Origin of the sequence: Rhodoferax fermentans (assembly GCF_002017865.1) — a bacterium.
Classification (GTDB): domain Bacteria; phylum Pseudomonadota; class Gammaproteobacteria; order Burkholderiales; family Burkholderiaceae_C; genus Rhodoferax; species Rhodoferax fermentans.
Genome location: NZ_MTJN01000002.1, coordinates 3,534,964 through 3,552,032, shown reverse-complemented (window position 1 = coordinate 3,552,032; position 17,069 = coordinate 3,534,964). Strand labels below are relative to the sequence as shown.

Sequence of the window (17,069 nt, the reverse complement as noted above, 5' to 3'; positions counted from 1 at the left end):
TCAACACTCTGAACAGAGTGTGACGTTTGTCAGTCCTTTTGCCTGAGCGTTCAAACGACTGCAATCAGCGGTTCTGCGCCTTCGGCGGCTGCCCTGAAACCTGTTGGCTTGGGCGGCTCTCTCCTGACGCGCGGAATTCTAACTGCACCACCGATAATGCGGTTCTGTTCCAACGGGTTGACTCTTGCAGCATGAATGATTCGAACAAAGCACTCTTTCTGGGCCTGGTGTCCAACCAGACCGCGTTCATCACCGGCATCGTGGTGTTCTTGGTGATTGGCTTGCTGGCCTTTCGCCGTGGCAAACAAACCAAACGCGCCGAATTCACCGCGATTGGTTTTGCCCTGATGGTGTTTCCTTATGCGGTGTCGCAGGTCTGGTTGTTGTGGTCGATTGGTGTGGCGCTGATGGTGTTGTTGGCGGTGCGCTGGAAGTGACAAGAGCTTTGCGCCAAACACCCTCTCGCCCAGTGGCTGGCAGCTGGGGCCACCCCAGGTGTCTTGCCCTGTCGACGCTGATGTTGGCGCTGTTGCTGGCGGGCTGCGCTAGCCCACCAACGGCGCAACGTGGCTGGCAAGCCTATCCGGCGTCAGGCGGCGCTGCGGCTCCTGCGGCAGACATCCCGTCGCGCTTGACGCCTGAGCAAGCGGGTGATGTCACCCTGTACGCTGTTGGATTGGTGGGCACACCTTACCGGTATGGTGGCAACACCCCTGAGAGTGGTTTTGACTGCAGCGGCCTGATCAGCCATGTGTACCGGTCACGTGCTGGTGTGGTGCCGCCGCGCACCGTGGCCAAACTGCAGTTTTGGGGCGCGCCGGTGGCGGGTGAGGCGATCCGTTCCGGTGATGTGGTCTTGTTTGCCCAGCGCGACACGGTGACCCATGCGGGCATCTACGTGGGGGAGGGGCGTTTTGTGCATGCACCCTCGACTGGCGGTGAGGTCAGGCTGGAGTCTCTGGCCAGCAGATACTGGGCCTCACAACGCGTGGCGTTCCGCCGCCCCTGAGCTGGCTGCCCCCAGTGTGACTGGGGCGTTGTCTCTTAACTCAGTCCACCACCGCGATCAGGCTGACAAAAGCCACTTTCACACCGAGCCAGGTGGCCAGCACAATCAGCCAGGATTTCCACTTGATGCGTGGTGTGTTGAAACGGTTTTCGGCCAGTGTGAAGACCACGGCACAGGCAGCGCCAAACACCAGGCCGATCCAGGCCTGGTAGAGCTTGTCCACCCAGACGGATTCCACATCCTTGGCCACCGGCTGAAACACATTGACCACCAGCCCAAACAGCAGCCAGCGCACGGTGTAGCCGCGCCAGCGGTACCAGCGTCCCTGCGGCTCAGTCGACCAATGTGGTTTGACAGGCATCGAAGGTGGCATCACATCTCCGCGTAATTGGGGCCACCGCCACCTTCTGGCGTGACCCAGACGATGTTTTGCGTCGGGTCCTTGATGTCGCAGGTTTTGCAGTGCACACAGTTTTGGGCACTGATCTGCAACTGGTCGGCGCCGTTGGCGTCCTTGACAAACTCGTACACCCCGGCCGGGCAATAACGCGCCTCGGGCCCCGCGTACTTGGCCAGGTTGATGGCAACCGGCACGCTGGCGTCTTTGAGCGTCAGGTGGGCAGGCTGGTTTTCTTCGTGGTTGGCGTTGCTGATGAAGACGCTGGAGAGGCGGTCAAAAGTCAGCTTGCCATCGGGTTTGGGGTAGGCAATCGGCTTGCATTCAGAGGCCGGCTTCAGGTAGGCGTGGTCGGGCTTGTCGCGGTGGATGGTCCAGGACATCTTGCCCTTGAGGCCAAACTGCTCCAGCCCGTTCATCAGGGTGCCCACGCCCAGGCCGTATTTGAACCAGGCCTTGAAGTTGCGAGCTTTGTTGAGCTCGGTGTAGAGCCAGCTGTTTTTGAATGCCTGCGGGTAGGCGCTGAGTTCGTCCTGCGCTCGCCCGCTGGTGACGGCCTCAAACGCCGCCTCGGCGGCTTGCATGCCGGTCTTGATCGCGGCGTGGGTGCCCTTGATGCGGCTGACATTCAGGAAACCCGCGTCACAGCCCACCAGTGCACCACCCGGGAACACCGTCTTTGGCAGGGCCAACAGGCCGCCAGCCGTGATGGCGCGTGCGCCGTATGCTATTCTTTTCGCAGTTACTTCACCCTTGTCATTTTCCAGGTACCAGCGGATGTTGGGGTGGGTTTTCCAGCGCTGGAATTCCTCGAACGGGCTCAGGTAGGGGTTTTCGTAGTTCAGACCGGTCACGAACCCCAGGGCGATCTTGTTGTCGGCCATGTGGTACAGGAAGGAGCCGCCGTAGGTTTTGTTGTCCATCGGCCAGCCAGCGGTGTGCACCACCAAGCCGGGTTCGTGGCGTGCCGGGTCGACCTCCCACAGTTCTTTGATGCCAATGCCGTAACTTTGTGGGTCACAACCGGCGTCGAGTTGGTATTTGGCAATCAGCTGTTTGCCCAGGTGGCCGCGCGCACCTTCGGCAAAAATGGTGTATTTGCCCAGCAGCTCCATGCCGATCTGGAAGTTGGGGCCGGGTTCACCGTTTTTCTCGATGCCCATGTTGCCGGTGGCCACACCGCGCACCGCGCCTTGTTCGTCATACAACACCTCGGCGGCGGCAAAGCCCGGGAAAATTTCCACACCGAGGTTTTCGGCCTGCTGGGCCAGCCAGCGGGTCAGCGCGCCCACACTGATGATGTAGTTGCCGTGGTTCTGGCTGCATTCGGGCAGCAAAAAGTTGGGTGTGCGGTAGGCGCCACCTTCACTGAGGAACAACATGGCCTCGTCGGTGACGGGCTGGTCCAGTGGTGCGCCCATGGCTTTCCAGTCGGGGAACAGCTCGGTGAGGGACTGCGGGTCGAGCACCGCGCCCGAGAGGATGTGGGCACCGGGCTCGGAGCCTTTTTCGAGCACCACCACCGAAACCTCTTTGCCTTGTTCGGTGGCAAGTTGTTTGAGGCGGATGGCGCTCGACAGGCCAGCGGGGCCGCCGCCGACGATGACGATGTCGTATTCCATCGATTCGCGTGGGCCGTACTGAGCTAGGATGTCCTGGGGGGTCATGGTGGTTCTCGCTGGATAATGGTCAGAGTGCAGCGCATCTGCTGCAGATGACGGATTGTCGAAGATAAAACGAATTCTAGAGGCTGAGCTGCACTAAATAGAACGGTCGTTCTATTTTTCTGGAAAGAAGAACATGACATACAACATTGATCTGTCGGGCCGTGTGGCCCTGGTGACGGGCGCCTCCAGCGGCCTGGGTGCCCAGTTCGCACGCACCCTGGCCAGCGCCGGTGCGGCGGTGGTTCTGGCGAGTCGCCGCATCGACAAGCTCAAAGAGCTGCGTGCCCAGATTGACGGTGAGGGCGGGGACGCCCATGTGCTGGAACTCGATGTGACCGACCACAACAGCATCAAGTCCGCCGTGGCGCACGCCGAGACCGAGGTCGGCTCGATCGACATCCTGGTCAACAACTCGGGTGTGAGCACCAGCCAGCGTCTGCAGGACGTGAGTGATGCCGACTTTGACTTTGTTTTCAACACCAACACCAAGGGTGCGTTTTTCATGGCGCAAGAAGTCGCCAAACGCATGCTGGGGCGTGCCCAAGGGCAGGCGCCGGGCTCGTTCACCGGTGGGCGCATCATCAACGTGGCCTCGGCGGCGGGCCTGCGGGTGTTGCCCAAGATCGGGGTGTATGCGATGAGCAAGGCAGCGGTGATCCAGATGACCAAAGCCATGGCGCTCGAATGGGGCAAACATGGCATCAATGTCAATGCCATCTGCCCGGGCTACATCGACACCGAGATCAACCACCACCACTGGCAGACCGAGGCCGGTCAGAGGTTGCTGCAGATGCTGCCGCGCAAACGCGTCGGTCAGCCGCAAGACCTGGACGCGCTGCTGGTGATGTTGTGTTCGGACCAAAGCCATTTCATCAACGGCGCGGTGATTTCTGCAGATGATGGTTTTGGGGTCTAGCGCCGCCCACACACCTTCCCGCGCCATCTGGATCGGTATCGCCGCCGGGGTCGGGGCGGGGGCCTTGTGGGGTTTGGTGTTTGTGGTGCCACAGTTGACGCCGGGCTTGTCCTCGGTGGACTTGACCGCCGGGCGGTTTGTCAGTTTCGGGCTGATGGCCGCCGTGATGATGGTGCTGGGGCGACGCAGCCACAGCCTGCCGACCTGGTCGCAGGCGGCCACCGCCCTGGGCATGAGCCTGCTGGGCGCCACCGGTTACTACCTGTTGCTGGCCGAGGCGATCAGCGCGGCTGGCTCCGAAGTGCCGACACTGATTGTGGGCACCATCCCGATCTGGGTGATGCTGCTGGGCAAACCGCTCGGGCTCAAATGGTCGGCCCTGCTGCCCGGGTTGGTGCTGACCGCAGCGGGTTTGTTGCTGATGACGCAGGCCAGCCTGGCCCATGCCCTGGTGCTGCCGCAGCACGGGGCTGATTTCTGGTGGGGTGTGTTGCTGGCGGTGGTCGCCATGCTCAGCTGGACCGTTTTTGCGCTGCTGAACGCACTCTGGCTCAAACGCCACCCGCAGGTGAGTGCGGCGCAGTGGACCAACTGGATGGGCATAGCCACCGGTGTGGGGGCCTTGCTCTTGTGGCTGATCGCCGGTTCAGATCCAAAAGAGCTTCTGGCCCAGGAAAATATTGGGCTGGCAGCTATGGCCTGTATAGCGACCGGGGTGGGCTCGGGCTGGGCTGGCAGCATGTTGTGGAACCTGGCCAGCCGCCGTTTGAGTGTCAGTCTGGCTGGGCAACTGATTGTCAGCGAAACCCTGTTTGGCCTGTTCTACGCGTTTGTCTGGCAGGGCGACTGGCCCACACTGGCGCAGTGGCTGGCCGTGCTGCTGTTCACCTTGGGCACCCTTGCCTCGATCAGGGCACACCGATGAGCGGTTGGACAGATCACAACTTTGGCCACGGTGGCCTGGGGCGCTGGCTGGCGGCGACCGGCTCGCTGAGCGCACGTCTGGCTGCCAGTGGTGATGTTTTTTCGGTGCAGGTGCTGCGTCAGGGGCGGCTGCCCTTGACGGTGGATGAGGCGCAGGCACTGGGTGTGGCCGGGCGGCGTGATGGTTACGTGCGCGAGGTGCTGCTCAAGGTGGATGGGGTCCCTGTGGTGTTTGCCCGCAGTGTCACCGCCCATGCGCACTCGCTGGCGGCCTGGCGCTCGGTGCGTGGTTTGGGCACTCGGCCGCTGGCCGATGTGTTGTTCCGGCGTTCGGGCATCACCCGCCAGCCGATGCAGTTCAAGCAGTTCAAACCCAACACGGCCTTGCCCCGGCAGATCCAGCGCGTGCGCCCCGGTGCACCACGCAGCCTGTCGGCGCGGCGTTCGGTGTTTTTGCGCCAACAGGCGCCGCTGCTGGTGATGGAGGTGTTTCTGGCACCCCCGGCCGCCTGGACAGGTCCGGTGGCACGGTGGCAGCCAATAGATTGGAAGGGTAGACCATGAAGATCGAGATTCCGGAGCACAAGAAGCTGGTGTACGAGTTGCTGATCCCGATCCGCTGGGGCGACATGGACGCACTCAACCATGTCAACAACGCGACTTACTTCAGGTACCTGGAAATCGCGCGGGTGGACTGGATGCACAGCATTGCTGCCATGCCCACACCCACCGGGCAGGGGCCGGTGATCGTCAACGCCTTCTGCAATTTCTACAAACAGCTGGCCTACCCGGGGGAGGTGCTGACCAAGCTCTACACCAGTGACCCGGGGCGCACCACCTTTGAGACCTGGGTCACGATGGAACGTGCTGACCGCCCGGGGGTGATCTGTGCGGCGGGCGGTGCCACCACCATCTGGATTGATTTTCCCCAGCAAAAGGCCGTGGCCCTGCCCGAGTGGTTGCGCGCTGTGGTCAGCTGAGGAAGCCGCCGTTGATCGATAAAAGAGGCTCTAGCCCTTTTGGATAAAGGGCTGGTAGCTATCAAAAGAGAAGAATTGACTCAGGCGCTGAAATGACCGCTGGCAATCAGACGATCCACTTCAGCTTCAGCGGCCAGCCAGTCGTCTGCCGGGTTGCCCAGGGTGAAGCCACGGCGCTCGGCGATGTAGAACGCCGCCACCGAGACGTAGTGGTTGCGTTGTTCGCTGGTGAGCACCGGTGCTGGCGCTGACGAGGGTTTGAGTTTGGTGGCGCTGACTTTTTTGGCAGGCGCCTTGGCCGCCGGTTTGGCTGCGACAGCCGGGCTGGCCTCAGGCGCGGCCGTGGTCGCCACAGGCGCTGTGACCGCAGGTGCCAACGCAGCAGCGGCCACCTTTTTGGCGGCAGCTTTCTTGACCGCTGGTTTGGCTTCTGCATCAGCAGCGGTGGACTTCTTGGTGGTTGTAGCCATGATTTCTCCTTTGGGTTGAACGCAATCAGAGTGTGTGGCGAACTTGTGGGGCATGCTTTGATACAAGTCACACAAAGGTTAGCAATATCCATGCCATTCGGGGCATCAGCCCGACATCAGCTTGTGCACGAGGTCACCCGTGTTGGATGCTGCGTATTTTCGCATCAGCTTGGCCCGGTAAATTTCCACGGTGCGGTGGCTGATGCCCAGCGCGCGGCCAATTTCCTTGCTTGACAGACCCCCCATCAGCTGCGCTGCCACCTCGCGTTCGCGCGCTGTCAACTCGGCCTTCATCGGGCGCCGGGCACTGAGATCTTCAAAGCTCCAGATGCCGGCCTCATGCGGGGCAGCCTGGTTCAGAGCCCGGCCGGTCACATGGCACCAGAAGGGCTGGCCTTTGTGGGGCCCGTCGAGCCGCTTCATGATGCGGTCGTCTGCGTAGGTGCCGTGGCGGTTCAGCAGCGGTGCAATGCGCGCACCGGCGCGCTCGAACTCCTGCACTGTGGGGTAGAGCAGCTGAAACGACTGGCCCACCAGCTGTTCACGGTGTGCACCAAACATGTCACACAGGTGGCGGTTGCAGTCCACCATGGTGCGGTTGCGTGACAGCGCCAGGCCCACCGGGGCCATCTCAAACGCCAGGCGGTAGTCGAAGTCGTTCATGGCCTAGGGTTGTCCTTTAGGAAAAACTACGTAGTGAACTAAGTAGTATGCTAGCGCCACAACCACCAACACCGGAGAACTTGGCGTGAACAAAATCTACCCGTCAGCAGCGGCCGCGCTGCGTGGCATCGTCCGGGATTCCCAGTTGCTGGCCGTGGGCGGCTTTGGCCTGTGCGGCATCCCCGAGGCGCTGATCGATGCCTTGCGTGACAGTGGCAAAAAAGACCTGACCGTGATCTCCAACAACGCTGGCGTGGACGGCTTTGGCCTGGGCAAGCTGCTGGAAAGCCGCCAGATCAAAAAAATGATCTCCAGCTATGTGGGTGAGAACAAGGAGTTCGAGCGCCAATTCCTGGCCGGTGAGCTGGAGCTGGAATTCACACCACAAGGCACCTTGGCCGAGAAGCTGCGCGCCGGTGGTGCTGGTATCCCAGCGTTTTATGTGCGCACCGGTGTGGGCACGCTGGTGGCCCAGGGCAAGGAAAGCCGGGTGTTTGATGGCCACGCCTACATCCTGGAGCATGCGCTGGTGCCCGATGTGTCGCTGGTCAAGGCCTACAAAGCCGACAGAAGCGGCAACCTGATCTTTCGGCGCACTGCGCGCAACTTCAACCCGGCGGTGGCCATGGCCGGCAAGATCACCGTGGTGGAGGTCGAGGAGATTGTCGAAAACGGCACGTTTGACCCCGACGCGGTGCACCTGCCGGGCATCTACGTGAACCGAATCGTGCTCAATGCGACGCCTGAGAAACGCATTGAAAAACGCACCCTGTCTGAGAAAAAAGGAGCTTGACCATGGCCTGGACACACGAGGAAATGGCGGCCATCGCGGCCCAGGAATTGCAGGACGGTTTTTATGTGAACCTGGGCATCGGGCTGCCCACCCTGGTGGCCAACTTTGTGCCGCAGGACATCGAGGTCTGGCTGCAGAGTGAAAACGGCATGCTCGGTATTGGCCCGTTTCCGACCGAGGACGAGGTCGACGCCGACTTGATCAATGCGGGCAAACAAACCGTGACCACACTGCCAGGCTCCAGCATTTTTGGCAGCCACGACAGCTTTGCCATGATCCGGGGTGGCAAGGTCAATCTGAGCATTCTGGGGGCCATGCAGGTCAGTGAGCGCGGTGACCTGGCCAACTGGATGATTCCGGGCAAGATGGTCAAGGGCATGGGGGGCGCCATGGACTTGGTGGGTGGCGTCAAAAGTGTGGTGGTGCTGATGGAACACGTGGCCAAGAAAAAGGACGGTAGTTTTGACCTGAAGATCCTGCCCGACTGCACCCTGCCGCTGACCGGTGTGGGTGTGGTGGACCGCATCATCACCGACCTGGCGGTGATGGACATCACGCCCCACGGCCTCAAGGTGGTGCAGCGTGCGCCAGGGGTTAGCATGGACGAATTGCAGGAGAAAACCGGCGTGCCGCTACACTGAAGCGCTGCCCAGCCGCAGCCAACGGCCTGACCTGCTGACGCAGGTGCAGGCCGTTGTGTTTGGTGCCGGGCGCTTTTTGAAAGGAACCCTTCGATGAAATTACGAACCCTCTCGGTGTTGCTGGCCTTGCTGGCGGTGGCGGCTTTTACCGTGTTGAACTGGTCGGTGATTTTGGCGCCCACGCCGCTGTCACTGGGTGTGATCGACATCCAGGCGCCCTTGGGCCTGATTTTTCTGGCGCTGATGGCGCTGTTGGTGGCGGTGTTTTTGGTCTATGTCTTGTACCTGCAGAGCACGGTGATGTTTGATGCACGTGCCCATGCCAAGGAGTTGCAGGCCAACCGCAAATTGGCCGACCAGGCAGAGGCTTCGCGGTTCACCGAATTGCGTGGTTTTTTGGAGCTGGAGTTCAAACGTTTGGCCGTGACCGACCGCGAAGCCAAGGCCACCCTGGAAGCCCGCCTGGATCAGCTGGAGCGTGCGCTGCGCCTGGCCGTGGAGCAATCCGGCAACTCACTGGCCGCCAATCTGGCTGAGATGGATGATCGCTCGCGTTCTACGGGTTTGACACCACGCTAAGGCAGTGAAGGGGGCTAGGTTCAGGCCCGCAGGTGGGCACGTGCCACCTGGCGCAGCAACACCACCAGGCCCAGCGCGGCAATCGTCAGGCCCAAAATCAGTGCGATCCAGAAACCCTGTGCCGCCATGGCCTGATCGGGTCGCCAGGGCATCCAGCTGGGGGCCAGGCCCAGCACGTAGCCCAGTGGCAGGGCAAACCCCCAGAACGCGGTCAGGTGGATCACCATCGGTGAACGTGTCACTTTGTAACCACGGATGGCGCAGCTGGTGATGACCTGGGTGGCGTCCGACAGCTGGAACACCGCCGCCAGCAGCAGCAACTGTGCTGCCATGGTGATCACCGCCGTGTCGCTGGTGTAGGCGCTGGCAATCCACTTGGCGGTCAGCGCCATACTGGCCGCTGACAAGCTGGCAACCACCAACCCCACCGCGACCCCGACCCAGGCCTGGTAACGCGCCAGCACCGCGTCGCCAGCGCCGAGTGATTGTCCGACCCGTGTCAGCAGCGCAAGCCCCACACTCAGCGGCACCATGAACACCAGCGAGGTGAAGTTCAGCGCAATCTGGTGCGCCGCCATCTGGGTGCTGCCAAACTCGGCGATCAAGAGCGCAATCAGGCTGAACGCGCTGCTCTCGGCAAAGTAGGTCACCCCAATCGGCAGGCCCAGCTTGAGCAGGCTTTTGATCTGCACCCAGTGCGGCGGCTCAAAGTGACCCAGCGGCCAGGTGCTGCGGTAGGCTGCGGAGTGGTGCATCCACCACACCAGCGCCAGCAGGTTAAACGCCACCGTGGCCAGTGTGGCCCAGGCGCAGCCCAGGCCACCCAGGCGCGGGAACCCCAGCGTGCCAAACACCAGCAGGCTGTTGACACCGATGTTGAGCAGCAAGGACAGCAGCGCAATCACCATCAGCGGCTTGGTTTGGTTGATGCTGGTGCTGTAGCCGTACAACACGCGGTAACAGGCAAACAGCGGCAGGGCCGCGCTGGTGATCTGCACAAACCCCTTGGCCAGGTCGCGCACATACGGCTCCAGCAGCATGTGGTCAAACAACTCGGTGGTGACTTGGGCCAGCAGCAGTGCGATCAGCCCCACACCCAGCGCTTTCCACAGCGCCTGGCGCACGATGGGCGGCACCCCGGCCAGGTCACCCGCGCCCACCTGGTGTGCCACCATCGGGTTGACACTCATCACCAGGCCCATCAGGGTGATCATGAGCATGTTCCAGACCGACACCCCGAGCGACACCCCGGCCAGATCTTGCGCCGAGGCGTGGCCGGCCATGGCCACATCGACCACGGCCATGCCAACGGTGGCCAGCTGCCCGATCAGGATCGGCCAGGCCAGCTGCCACAGGCCCCGCAGTTCGGTGGACAAACGGGTACGCGACGCCGGATGGCGGAAAAGGTGTTGCAGTGGGGATATCAAAAGTGATAGCGCTTTGCGCTGATGGAAGGCGGGAGGGGTGCTGATTTTAGGATGAATGCAGGCGGTGCTTGCGGCCTGGGCTGCTGCGCTTGATGCTGCGTTGCATCCGTGCATTTTGCTCTGCTAAAAATAGCTATAAGCCCTTATGAAATAAGGGCTAGATGCCAAAAAGACCACTAATCCTGGCGGCGTCGATGCAGTCGCTCAAGCCACACGGCCAGGCCGCCCAGCAGCGCCATGCCAGCCGTCATGGCCCAGATCACGCCTTGGGCATGGGACGGCCCGGCAAACAGGCCCACCACCAAACCAGCCACGGGCTGCGTCACATTGTTGAGCAGCACAATCAGCCCGGTGGTTTTGCCCAGGTCTGCCGCCGGAATGACCTGCAGGCGCCGGGTGCGGATGTAGACGCTGAACATCTTGTCGAACCCAATCACCATCAAAAACCCAAGCGCATACAACCATGGTCCGCCAGAAACCGCGGTGGCCACCGCACCCAGCAGGATGGCCAGGTAGGCGGTGAGCCCCATGGCCCCCAGCGGCAAGGACACCCGCGCAATCACCAGAAGAATCAGCACGGTGACGATGGCGCCACCGGTTTGGAGCAGCGCGTAGTCACTGCTGGACTGCTGCAGCGTCCCAGTGACCATCGCGGCCGAGGTTGCCAGCGTGACCCCCACCACCAGGTTAACCCCGGCTGCCAGCACAATCAGTTGTTTCAAACCGGGCAAACGCAGCACCTGGGTCAACGCGGTTCGGTAGGGTTGTAGCCAATGCATGTTTTGAAGAGGGTGGGCCAGCGTCGGCTCGACCAGTTGTACCGGGCTGACCCGACGCCAGACGGCCATCGCAGCGTCCGCTGCCACAAACAACACCGCTGTGGCGCCCAGCACCACCACCCAGGACCACGAAGCCAGCGCCAGCGCCGCCAGCAGCGGTCCCAGCACCATACCCAGTTGGTCGGCAATCTGGGCATGCGCCAGGACCTTTTCGGTGCGGGCACCGCGAAACACCTGCGGCAGCATCACCTCACGCGCCATCAAACCTTGGGTGGTCAACACCCCACACACCGCCGACACCCCTACCAGCCAGGCCACTTGACCGGTCAAGCCTGATGCGATGCAACCCAGGACACAGGCCAGCGCCCGGGCCATCTGGCTGATACGCAACAAACGCAAGGGCGAGATCCGGTCACACAGCGCGCCGCAGATCGGAAACGACAGGAAGCGTGGCAAAGTTTCGACAAAAAAGGCCACCCCCGACCAGGCGGTGCTTTGGGTGACCTGGAACACCACCAGTGGCACCAGAAACAACAGGATCTGGTCGGCCAGGCGCGAGAGGAACAGGGAGGTGTAAAAAGCTTTGTGGTCAGTGCGCATGAAAGGCGCCCGGCCGAACAAGGCCTGGGCGCCCGGCCAGCATAGCCGCGTTTGGTGGCCGCAGAACCCTGCGCCGAGGTTCTTTTGGGTTACAGGGTGGTGTTGGCCACCCAGGCTTCAAAACGTCACGCCGGAGACCAGGATGATGTTGGCATACGGGGTGGACTCACCGGTGCGCACCATGGCGCGTGCGCTGCCGCACAACTTTTTGAAGGCCTCGTGGCTCATGGTCTGGGGGGCCAGGCTCAGTTGTTGTGTGTACCAGGCCGGTGGCTGGCCTGCGGTCAAGGCTTCGGTGGCAATCACCGTGCGCTCAACCTGCAGTTCGGACAACACCGCCTTGAGCACCTCTGCCAGCCCGGGGGTGCCCAAGGTCACGGCCAGGTCAATCCGTTGGGGTGCGTTGGGTCCGACCGGGATCGGCAGACCAGCATCCCCAATCACCAGCATGTCACCGTGGCCCATGGTGGCGATCAGGTGGGAGAGTTCGGCGTGGAGCAGGGCAGAGCGTTTCATAAAGACATCCAGGGTGGAACGGACAAATTCTGTTGGGTTTGTGCCAGTGTCGGGATCGATGGCTGGGCGCCCATGGTCTGGACACACAGTGTGGACGCCTTGATACCCATATCAACACTTGCAGACAGGCTTCTTTGGCTGGCCAATGCCACGGTGACGGCGCCCAAAAAGGTATCACCGGCTGCCGTGGTGTCAACCACCTTGACCTGAGGTGCAGGGTGGTAGGTGCTGCCACCGGCATCGGTGGCCACAGCCCCCAAGGCACCCAGTGTCACAACCGCCTGGGAGACACCTTTGCTGCGCAACTGGCGGCCCACTTCTGCGGCCACTTTGGGGTCGGTATCGGGTGACAGACCGGTCAAGAAGCGCGCCTCGGTTTCGTTGACGATCATCACATCCACCAGCGGCCACAGTGCTTCTGGCAGGGTTTGGGCCGGTGAGGGGTTCAGCACCACTTGGCAACCCAGGCTGCGCGCCACCCGGGCTGCCTGCAGCACCTGCGGCATCGGCACCTCAAACTGCATGATCAGGAATTGCGCATCCTGCAGTTCCTGGGCCAACTGGGCTTCGTCGAGGCAAACTTGGCCATTGGCGCCAGCAATCACCACAATGCGGTTGAGTCCGCTGGCTTCGACCATCACCATGGCCACGCCGGTGGCGACCTCGGGGTCAACCAACACCCCATGCACGGCAATGCCATCCTGCTGGAGCGCCTCGCTGAGTACCTGGCCATGGTGGTCTGGTCCGACGCGGCCCAGCATGCTGACATCTGCCCCCTGGCGCGCGCAGCTCACGGCCTGGTTGGCGCCTTTGCCGCCGGGGACATAACGGATGGAATCGCCTTGAACCGTCTCGCCTTCGGCGGGTGCACGCGGCACCGCAATCACGAGGTCCATGTTCAAGCTGCCTAGGCAAACGACTTTGGGGGGTGTTTCTGTCATGGTGGAGAGGGGGAGTCAGTGGTCTGGGCGGACCACGGTGGTGGAATTGCGCACAATGAGTTCGGGCAGCAGGATCACTTGCCTGGTTTGTATCCGCCCGCCTTGAATGCGTTCAAGCAACATGTCCACCGCCGCAATGCCAATGCGCAGTTTGGGTTGGGCGATGGTAGTGAGTGCCGGGCTGGCAAATTTGGCCAGCTCGATGTCATCAAACCCGATCAGGGACATCTGCTGGGGAATCTGGATACCGGCTTGGTGGGCCGCACTGAGTGCACCGATGCTCATCAGGTCGTTGCACACAAAAACTGCGGTGGGTGCCAGCGGCGACGCCAGAATGGCCTGCATGGTGCTGAAGCCGCCCTGGCTGGTGAAATCACTGTGCCACAGCAAGTCAGAGGAGTCTGCCGCCAGACCGGCCTTGGCCAAGGCGCTGCGCCAACCCTCGATGCGCTGGGCGCTGGAGTTCAGGTTGGCGGGGCCGGCCAGGCAGGCGATGCGTTGGTGCCCCAGGCCAATCAAGTGTTCGGTGGCCATCAGACCGCCCTGCAAATGGGCAGTCTCCACCAGATCACAGTTGACCTCGTCAATTTCGCGGTCCAACAGCACCATGGGGATGGGCAGGCCGTGCAGCATGCGTTGAAAGTCCTGGCCTTCCCCGGTAGAGATGATGATCATGCCGTCGATGCGCTTCTCGGTCAGGGCCTGCAGATAGGCACTCTGACGGTGTGGTTCGTCATCGGTGTTGCACAAGATCAGGGTGTAACCCGCGCCAAAACAATGGTCCTCCACACTGCGCACAATCTCGGCGAAGTACGGGTTGGAGCAGTTGGGGATCAACATGCCAATGGTTTTGGTGGAGTTGCTCTTGAGGCTGCGTGCCACCGCGCTGGGCACATAGTTCAGTTCGCGAATGGCAGCCTCCACCTCGTGGCGCACCGGGTCACTGACAAAGCGGGTGCGGTTCACCACATGGGAGACCGTGGTGGTGGACACCCGGGCTCTGAGGGCAACGTCTTTGATGGAGGCCATCGGCGAAAAAAATAGGTTCTAGGCGGCAGCGCCGCGTTTCTGGCGCAAGGTGTCGATGATCACCGCGATCACAATCACACACCCTGTGATGATACGTTTGCTCGGGTCACTGACACCGATCTGCGCCAGGCCAGCCTCCAGCACCGCAATGATCAGCACGCCAAAAAAGGTGTTGATCACCGAACCCCGGCCACCCATCAGGCTGGTGCCGCCAATCACCACCGCCGCAATCACCTGCAGCTCAATGCCGGTGCCCGAATTCGGGTCGGCTGCCTCCAACCGGGCCGACTGCATCAAGCCAGCCAAGCCAGCCAGCAAACCGGTGGCCGCAAACACCGCAATACGGATCGGGCTGGGGTTGATGCCGGCCAGACGCATGGCTTCTTCATTGGTGCCAATGCCCACCACATAACGGCCAAACACGGTTTTGGTGAGCACCACTTGGGCCACAAACACCAGCACCACCGCGATGAAAAACGCGCTGGAAATACCGGCCACCCAAGGCACGGCCAAGCCAGCCATGGCGTTGCCCACATACTGGGTGCGCGAGTCGGTCAACACATAGGCGCCACCCCGCACGGCCTCCAGCATGCCCAGAGAAACGATGAAGGAGGGCAGTCGCCAGGCCACGGAGATCCAGCCGGTGAAGGCGCCACAGGCCAAACCAACCACCAGGCCGAGCAAGGCCGCCGAGACACTGCCCCAATGCCACTGCAGGATGGCGTTGGCCGCGGCTGCGGCAGACAGCGCCAAGACCGAGCCGACCGACAGGTCGATCCCGGCGATGATCAGCACAAAGGTCATGCCCACCGACATCACCAGCAGGGCCGGGATTTCATTGGCAATGGCCAGGAAGGTGGCGGCGCTGAAAAAGTACTCGCTCAAACTGCCAAAAAAGATCACCATGCCCAGCAGGACCGCTGCGAGTCCCAGGTAGGTGCCCAGTTGGCTGCGCGCGGCGCCAGCGGTCTTGTGTTGGATGGATGTGGTCATAACAGAGGATCGTGAAAGTGGTGCACAGGGGCGCTGGGTTCAGGCCGCCACCGGCGCCACGGGTTGATGGGTATCGTTGAAAGCGGCGGCCAGCAAGGACTTTTCCGTCCACTGCCCCCGCTCGAAAATTTTGATCAGCTTGCCGTTGCTCATGACACCAATGCGGTCGGCCATCTGCATCAGTTCACGCAGATCACTCGACACCATGAGCAAGGCCTTGCCGGACTGGGCCATCTGCTCCAGCTCGGCGTAAATGTCCGCCCGTGCACCCACGTCCACACCCCGTGTGGGTTCGTCGAGCAACAGCACATCGCAGTTGCGGTGCAGCCAGCGCGACACAATCACCTTTTGCTGGTTGCCACCACTCAGGGTGCCCACAGCTTGCTCCATGGAGTTGCAGCGTACCGACAGCCGGTCAATCAAGGCTTTGACGATGTTGACTTCGCGGGCGCGTTGCAGCCAGCCTGCTTTGGACACGGAACCCACGTCACTCAAGGTGGTGTTGATCCGAATCGGCTGGCCCAGCAGCAAACCCTGCGATTTGCGGTCCTCGGTGATCAGACCAATACCAGCGGCAATCGCCGCCAGCGGGGCTGCCCACTTTTTGACCTTGGCCCGCACCGGTTGTCCGGGTGCGTTCTCATACACCGTGATCTCACCATGTTCGTTCTGGTCGGCGCCGAACAACAGCCGCACAACTTCAGTGCGTCCGCTGCCCACCAGGCCCGCCAGCCCCAAGACCTCGCCGGCATACAGATCAAGGCTGATGTCCTTCACCAAACGGCCCCGGCCGATGTGTTCGGCACGGAGCAGCAAGTTGCCGCGTGGTCGACGTGGCCGGTCCAGATCTTGGGAAACGGCGTGCCCCACCATCAGCTGAACGATGTCGTCCTCGGTGACGCTGTTGATCGGGCAGACCTGAACGAGTTTGCCGTCGCGCAAGACCACCAGGGTATCGGCAATGGCTTTTAACTCTTCGAGCCGATGCGACACATAAATGATGGCCACACCCTGGGACTGGAGTCGCGCGATCTGTTCAAACAGGTGGTGGGTCTCACTCGGTGTGAGCATGGCCGTGGGTTCATCCAGAATCAGCACACGGGTGTCGTCCTGCAGGTTGCGGGCGATTTCCACCATCTGTTGTTGGCCAATGCCCAGTTCTGACACCAGGGTGTTGGGGTCAATCGCCTGCATGCCGACTTTGGCCAGTTGTTGTGTCGCCAGAGCATTGAGGCGATCGCGCTCAATCCAGTTGGCCTGCCACCGGCCCCGGTTGGGAATGTCCACCAGCAGCAGGTTTTCGGCCACCGTCAGGGTCGGGATCAGGCTGAGCTCCTGCATCACCATGCGCACACCCAGACTTTCGGCATGACGCCGGGAACTGGGGGCAAACTCTTGGCCAGCGAGTGTCATCTTGCCTTGGCTGGCCGGTTCGAGCCCGCAAATGATCTTGGCCAGGGTGCTTTTGCCGGCACCGTTTTCACCGGTCAGGGCCAACACCTCGCCAGGAAACAAATTCAGACTCACCCCTTGCAAGACTGGAGTGACGTAGGTTTTGCCCACGTCCTGGATCGTCAGAACGGGTTCAGGGATGGCGTTGGAAGGCGGCATGGCTTGGCCTGTGTGGATGTCAAAGTTGCGAGAGGTTGTTGTGCAGCGTGGCGTTGGCTGTGGCACACCGTGGACAGGCCAGAGCGCTGCCCGTGGTCTTGCCCACGGGCGGCTTGGCCTGTGCCACGGTCACA

The 17,069-nt window shown here is 61.8% G+C and carries 20 protein-coding genes and 1 riboswitch; of the genes, 9 read left to right on the top strand and 11 right to left on the bottom strand.

Translation table 11 applies throughout. From position 1 onward, the window contains the following. Nucleotides 1-20: 20 nt before the first annotated feature. Nucleotides 21-136, bottom strand: a riboswitch (glycine riboswitch). Between the two features lie 55 nt (nucleotides 137-191). Together RF819_RS16520 and RF819_RS16515 are read left to right on the top strand one after the other, a co-directional pair. After that, complete coding sequence (locus RF819_RS16520; protein ID WP_078365990.1) at nucleotides 192-437, top strand: hypothetical protein; 246 nt, start codon at nucleotides 192-194, stop codon at nucleotides 435-437. Nucleotides 438-517: 80 nt separating this feature from the next. After that, nucleotides 518-1,009: a C40 family peptidase gene (locus tag RF819_RS16515; protein ID WP_078365989.1), complete on the top strand. Its 492-nt coding sequence runs from the start codon at nucleotides 518-520 to the stop codon at nucleotides 1,007-1,009. Nucleotides 1,010-1,049: 40 nt separating this feature from the next. Here the strand turns inward: RF819_RS16515 and RF819_RS16510 are convergent, their stop codons facing one another. Then, nucleotides 1,050-1,382 carry a hypothetical protein gene (locus RF819_RS16510; RefSeq protein WP_078365988.1) on the bottom strand — a complete coding sequence of 111 codons (333 nt, stop codon included), beginning with the start codon at nucleotides 1,380-1,382 and terminating at the stop codon, nucleotides 1,050-1,052. Beyond that, a complete protein-coding gene (locus tag RF819_RS16505; RefSeq protein WP_078365987.1) occupies nucleotides 1,382-3,073 on the bottom strand; it encodes an electron transfer flavoprotein-ubiquinone oxidoreductase in 1,692 nt (563 codons plus the stop codon). The genes RF819_RS16510 and RF819_RS16505 overlap by 1 nt, the downstream gene beginning before the upstream one ends. Nucleotides 3,074-3,206: 133 nt before the next feature. Between RF819_RS16505 and RF819_RS16500 the strand changes: the two genes are divergently transcribed. From RF819_RS16500 to RF819_RS16485, 4 genes are read left to right on the top strand one after another with little or no spacing between them, the layout of a single operon-like run. Then, nucleotides 3,207-3,989, top strand: a complete 783-nt coding sequence (locus RF819_RS16500) for an SDR family oxidoreductase (RefSeq protein ID WP_078365986.1) — start codon at nucleotides 3,207-3,209, stop codon at nucleotides 3,987-3,989. Then, nucleotides 3,973-4,914, top strand: coding sequence for a DMT family transporter (locus RF819_RS16495; RefSeq protein WP_078367004.1), 942 nt, complete (start codon nucleotides 3,973-3,975; stop codon nucleotides 4,912-4,914). The genes RF819_RS16500 and RF819_RS16495 overlap by 17 nt, the downstream gene beginning before the upstream one ends. Continuing rightward, nucleotides 4,911-5,477 (top strand): chorismate--pyruvate lyase family protein, encoded by a 567-nt coding sequence (locus RF819_RS16490; RefSeq protein ID WP_078365985.1) that lies wholly within the window; start codon nucleotides 4,911-4,913, stop codon nucleotides 5,475-5,477. Before RF819_RS16495 ends, RF819_RS16490 begins: the two co-directional genes overlap by 4 nt. Then, entirely contained in the window at nucleotides 5,474-5,893 is a 420-nt protein-coding gene (locus RF819_RS16485) for an acyl-CoA thioesterase (RefSeq protein WP_078365984.1), read from the top strand. Before RF819_RS16490 ends, RF819_RS16485 begins: the two co-directional genes overlap by 4 nt. A gap of 80 nt (nucleotides 5,894-5,973) precedes the next feature. Here RF819_RS16485 and RF819_RS16480 read toward each other — a convergent pair whose 3' ends face one another. Continuing rightward, entirely contained in the window at nucleotides 5,974-6,363 is a 390-nt protein-coding gene (locus RF819_RS16480) for a DUF2934 domain-containing protein (protein ID WP_143541739.1), read from the bottom strand. Nucleotides 6,364-6,468: 105 nt separating this feature from the next. Beyond that, nucleotides 6,469-7,026, bottom strand: coding sequence for a LuxR C-terminal-related transcriptional regulator (locus tag RF819_RS16475; protein ID WP_078365982.1), 558 nt, complete (start codon nucleotides 7,024-7,026; stop codon nucleotides 6,469-6,471). Nucleotides 7,027-7,111: 85 nt separating this feature from the next. Here RF819_RS16475 and RF819_RS16470 point away from each other — a divergent pair, with 85 nt between their 5' ends. The 3 genes from RF819_RS16470 to RF819_RS16460 all read left to right on the top strand — a co-directional run bounded on the left by RF819_RS16470 (nucleotide 7,112) and on the right by RF819_RS16460 (nucleotide 9,039). Then, on the top strand, nucleotides 7,112-7,819 hold the full coding sequence (locus tag RF819_RS16470) for a CoA transferase subunit A (RefSeq protein WP_078365981.1): 708 nt from the start codon (nucleotides 7,112-7,114) through the stop codon (nucleotides 7,817-7,819). A gap of 2 nt (nucleotides 7,820-7,821) precedes the next feature. Next, on the top strand, nucleotides 7,822-8,460 hold the full coding sequence (locus RF819_RS16465; RefSeq protein WP_078365980.1) for a 3-oxoacid CoA-transferase subunit B: 639 nt from the start codon (nucleotides 7,822-7,824) through the stop codon (nucleotides 8,458-8,460). Between the two features lie 93 nt (nucleotides 8,461-8,553). Next, complete coding sequence (locus RF819_RS16460; RefSeq protein WP_078365979.1) at nucleotides 8,554-9,039, top strand: Signal transduction histidine kinase; 486 nt, start codon at nucleotides 8,554-8,556, stop codon at nucleotides 9,037-9,039. A 20-nt stretch (nucleotides 9,040-9,059) separates the two neighbouring features. Here the strand turns inward: RF819_RS16460 and RF819_RS16455 are convergent, their stop codons facing one another. The 7 genes from RF819_RS16455 to RF819_RS16425 form a co-directional block, all read right to left on the bottom strand. Further along, complete coding sequence (locus RF819_RS16455) at nucleotides 9,060-10,415, bottom strand: MATE family efflux transporter (protein ID WP_242472655.1); 1,356 nt, start codon at nucleotides 10,413-10,415, stop codon at nucleotides 9,060-9,062. A 227-nt stretch (nucleotides 10,416-10,642) separates the two neighbouring features. Then, complete coding sequence (locus RF819_RS16450) at nucleotides 10,643-11,845, bottom strand: MFS transporter (RefSeq protein WP_078365977.1); 1,203 nt, start codon at nucleotides 11,843-11,845, stop codon at nucleotides 10,643-10,645. A 117-nt stretch (nucleotides 11,846-11,962) separates the two neighbouring features. Continuing rightward, on the bottom strand, nucleotides 11,963-12,361 hold the full coding sequence (gene rbsD / locus RF819_RS16445) for a D-ribose pyranase (RefSeq protein ID WP_078365976.1): 399 nt from the start codon (nucleotides 12,359-12,361) through the stop codon (nucleotides 11,963-11,965). Further along, a complete protein-coding gene (rbsK, locus tag RF819_RS16440; RefSeq protein WP_078365975.1) occupies nucleotides 12,358-13,302 on the bottom strand; it encodes a ribokinase in 945 nt (314 codons plus the stop codon). Before rbsK ends, rbsD begins: the two co-directional genes overlap by 4 nt. A gap of 15 nt (nucleotides 13,303-13,317) precedes the next feature. Then, nucleotides 13,318-14,331, bottom strand: coding sequence for a LacI family DNA-binding transcriptional regulator (locus RF819_RS16435; RefSeq protein WP_078365974.1), 1,014 nt, complete (start codon nucleotides 14,329-14,331; stop codon nucleotides 13,318-13,320). Between the two features lie 18 nt (nucleotides 14,332-14,349). After that, a complete protein-coding gene (locus RF819_RS16430) occupies nucleotides 14,350-15,324 on the bottom strand; it encodes an ABC transporter permease (protein ID WP_078365973.1) in 975 nt (324 codons plus the stop codon). 39 nt (nucleotides 15,325-15,363) lie between these two features. Next, the gene (locus RF819_RS16425; protein WP_078365972.1) at nucleotides 15,364-16,935 is read right to left on the bottom strand and encodes a sugar ABC transporter ATP-binding protein; all 1,572 of its coding nucleotides are present in this window, start codon (nucleotides 16,933-16,935) and stop codon (nucleotides 15,364-15,366) included. Nucleotides 16,936-17,069: the final 134 nt, after the last annotated feature.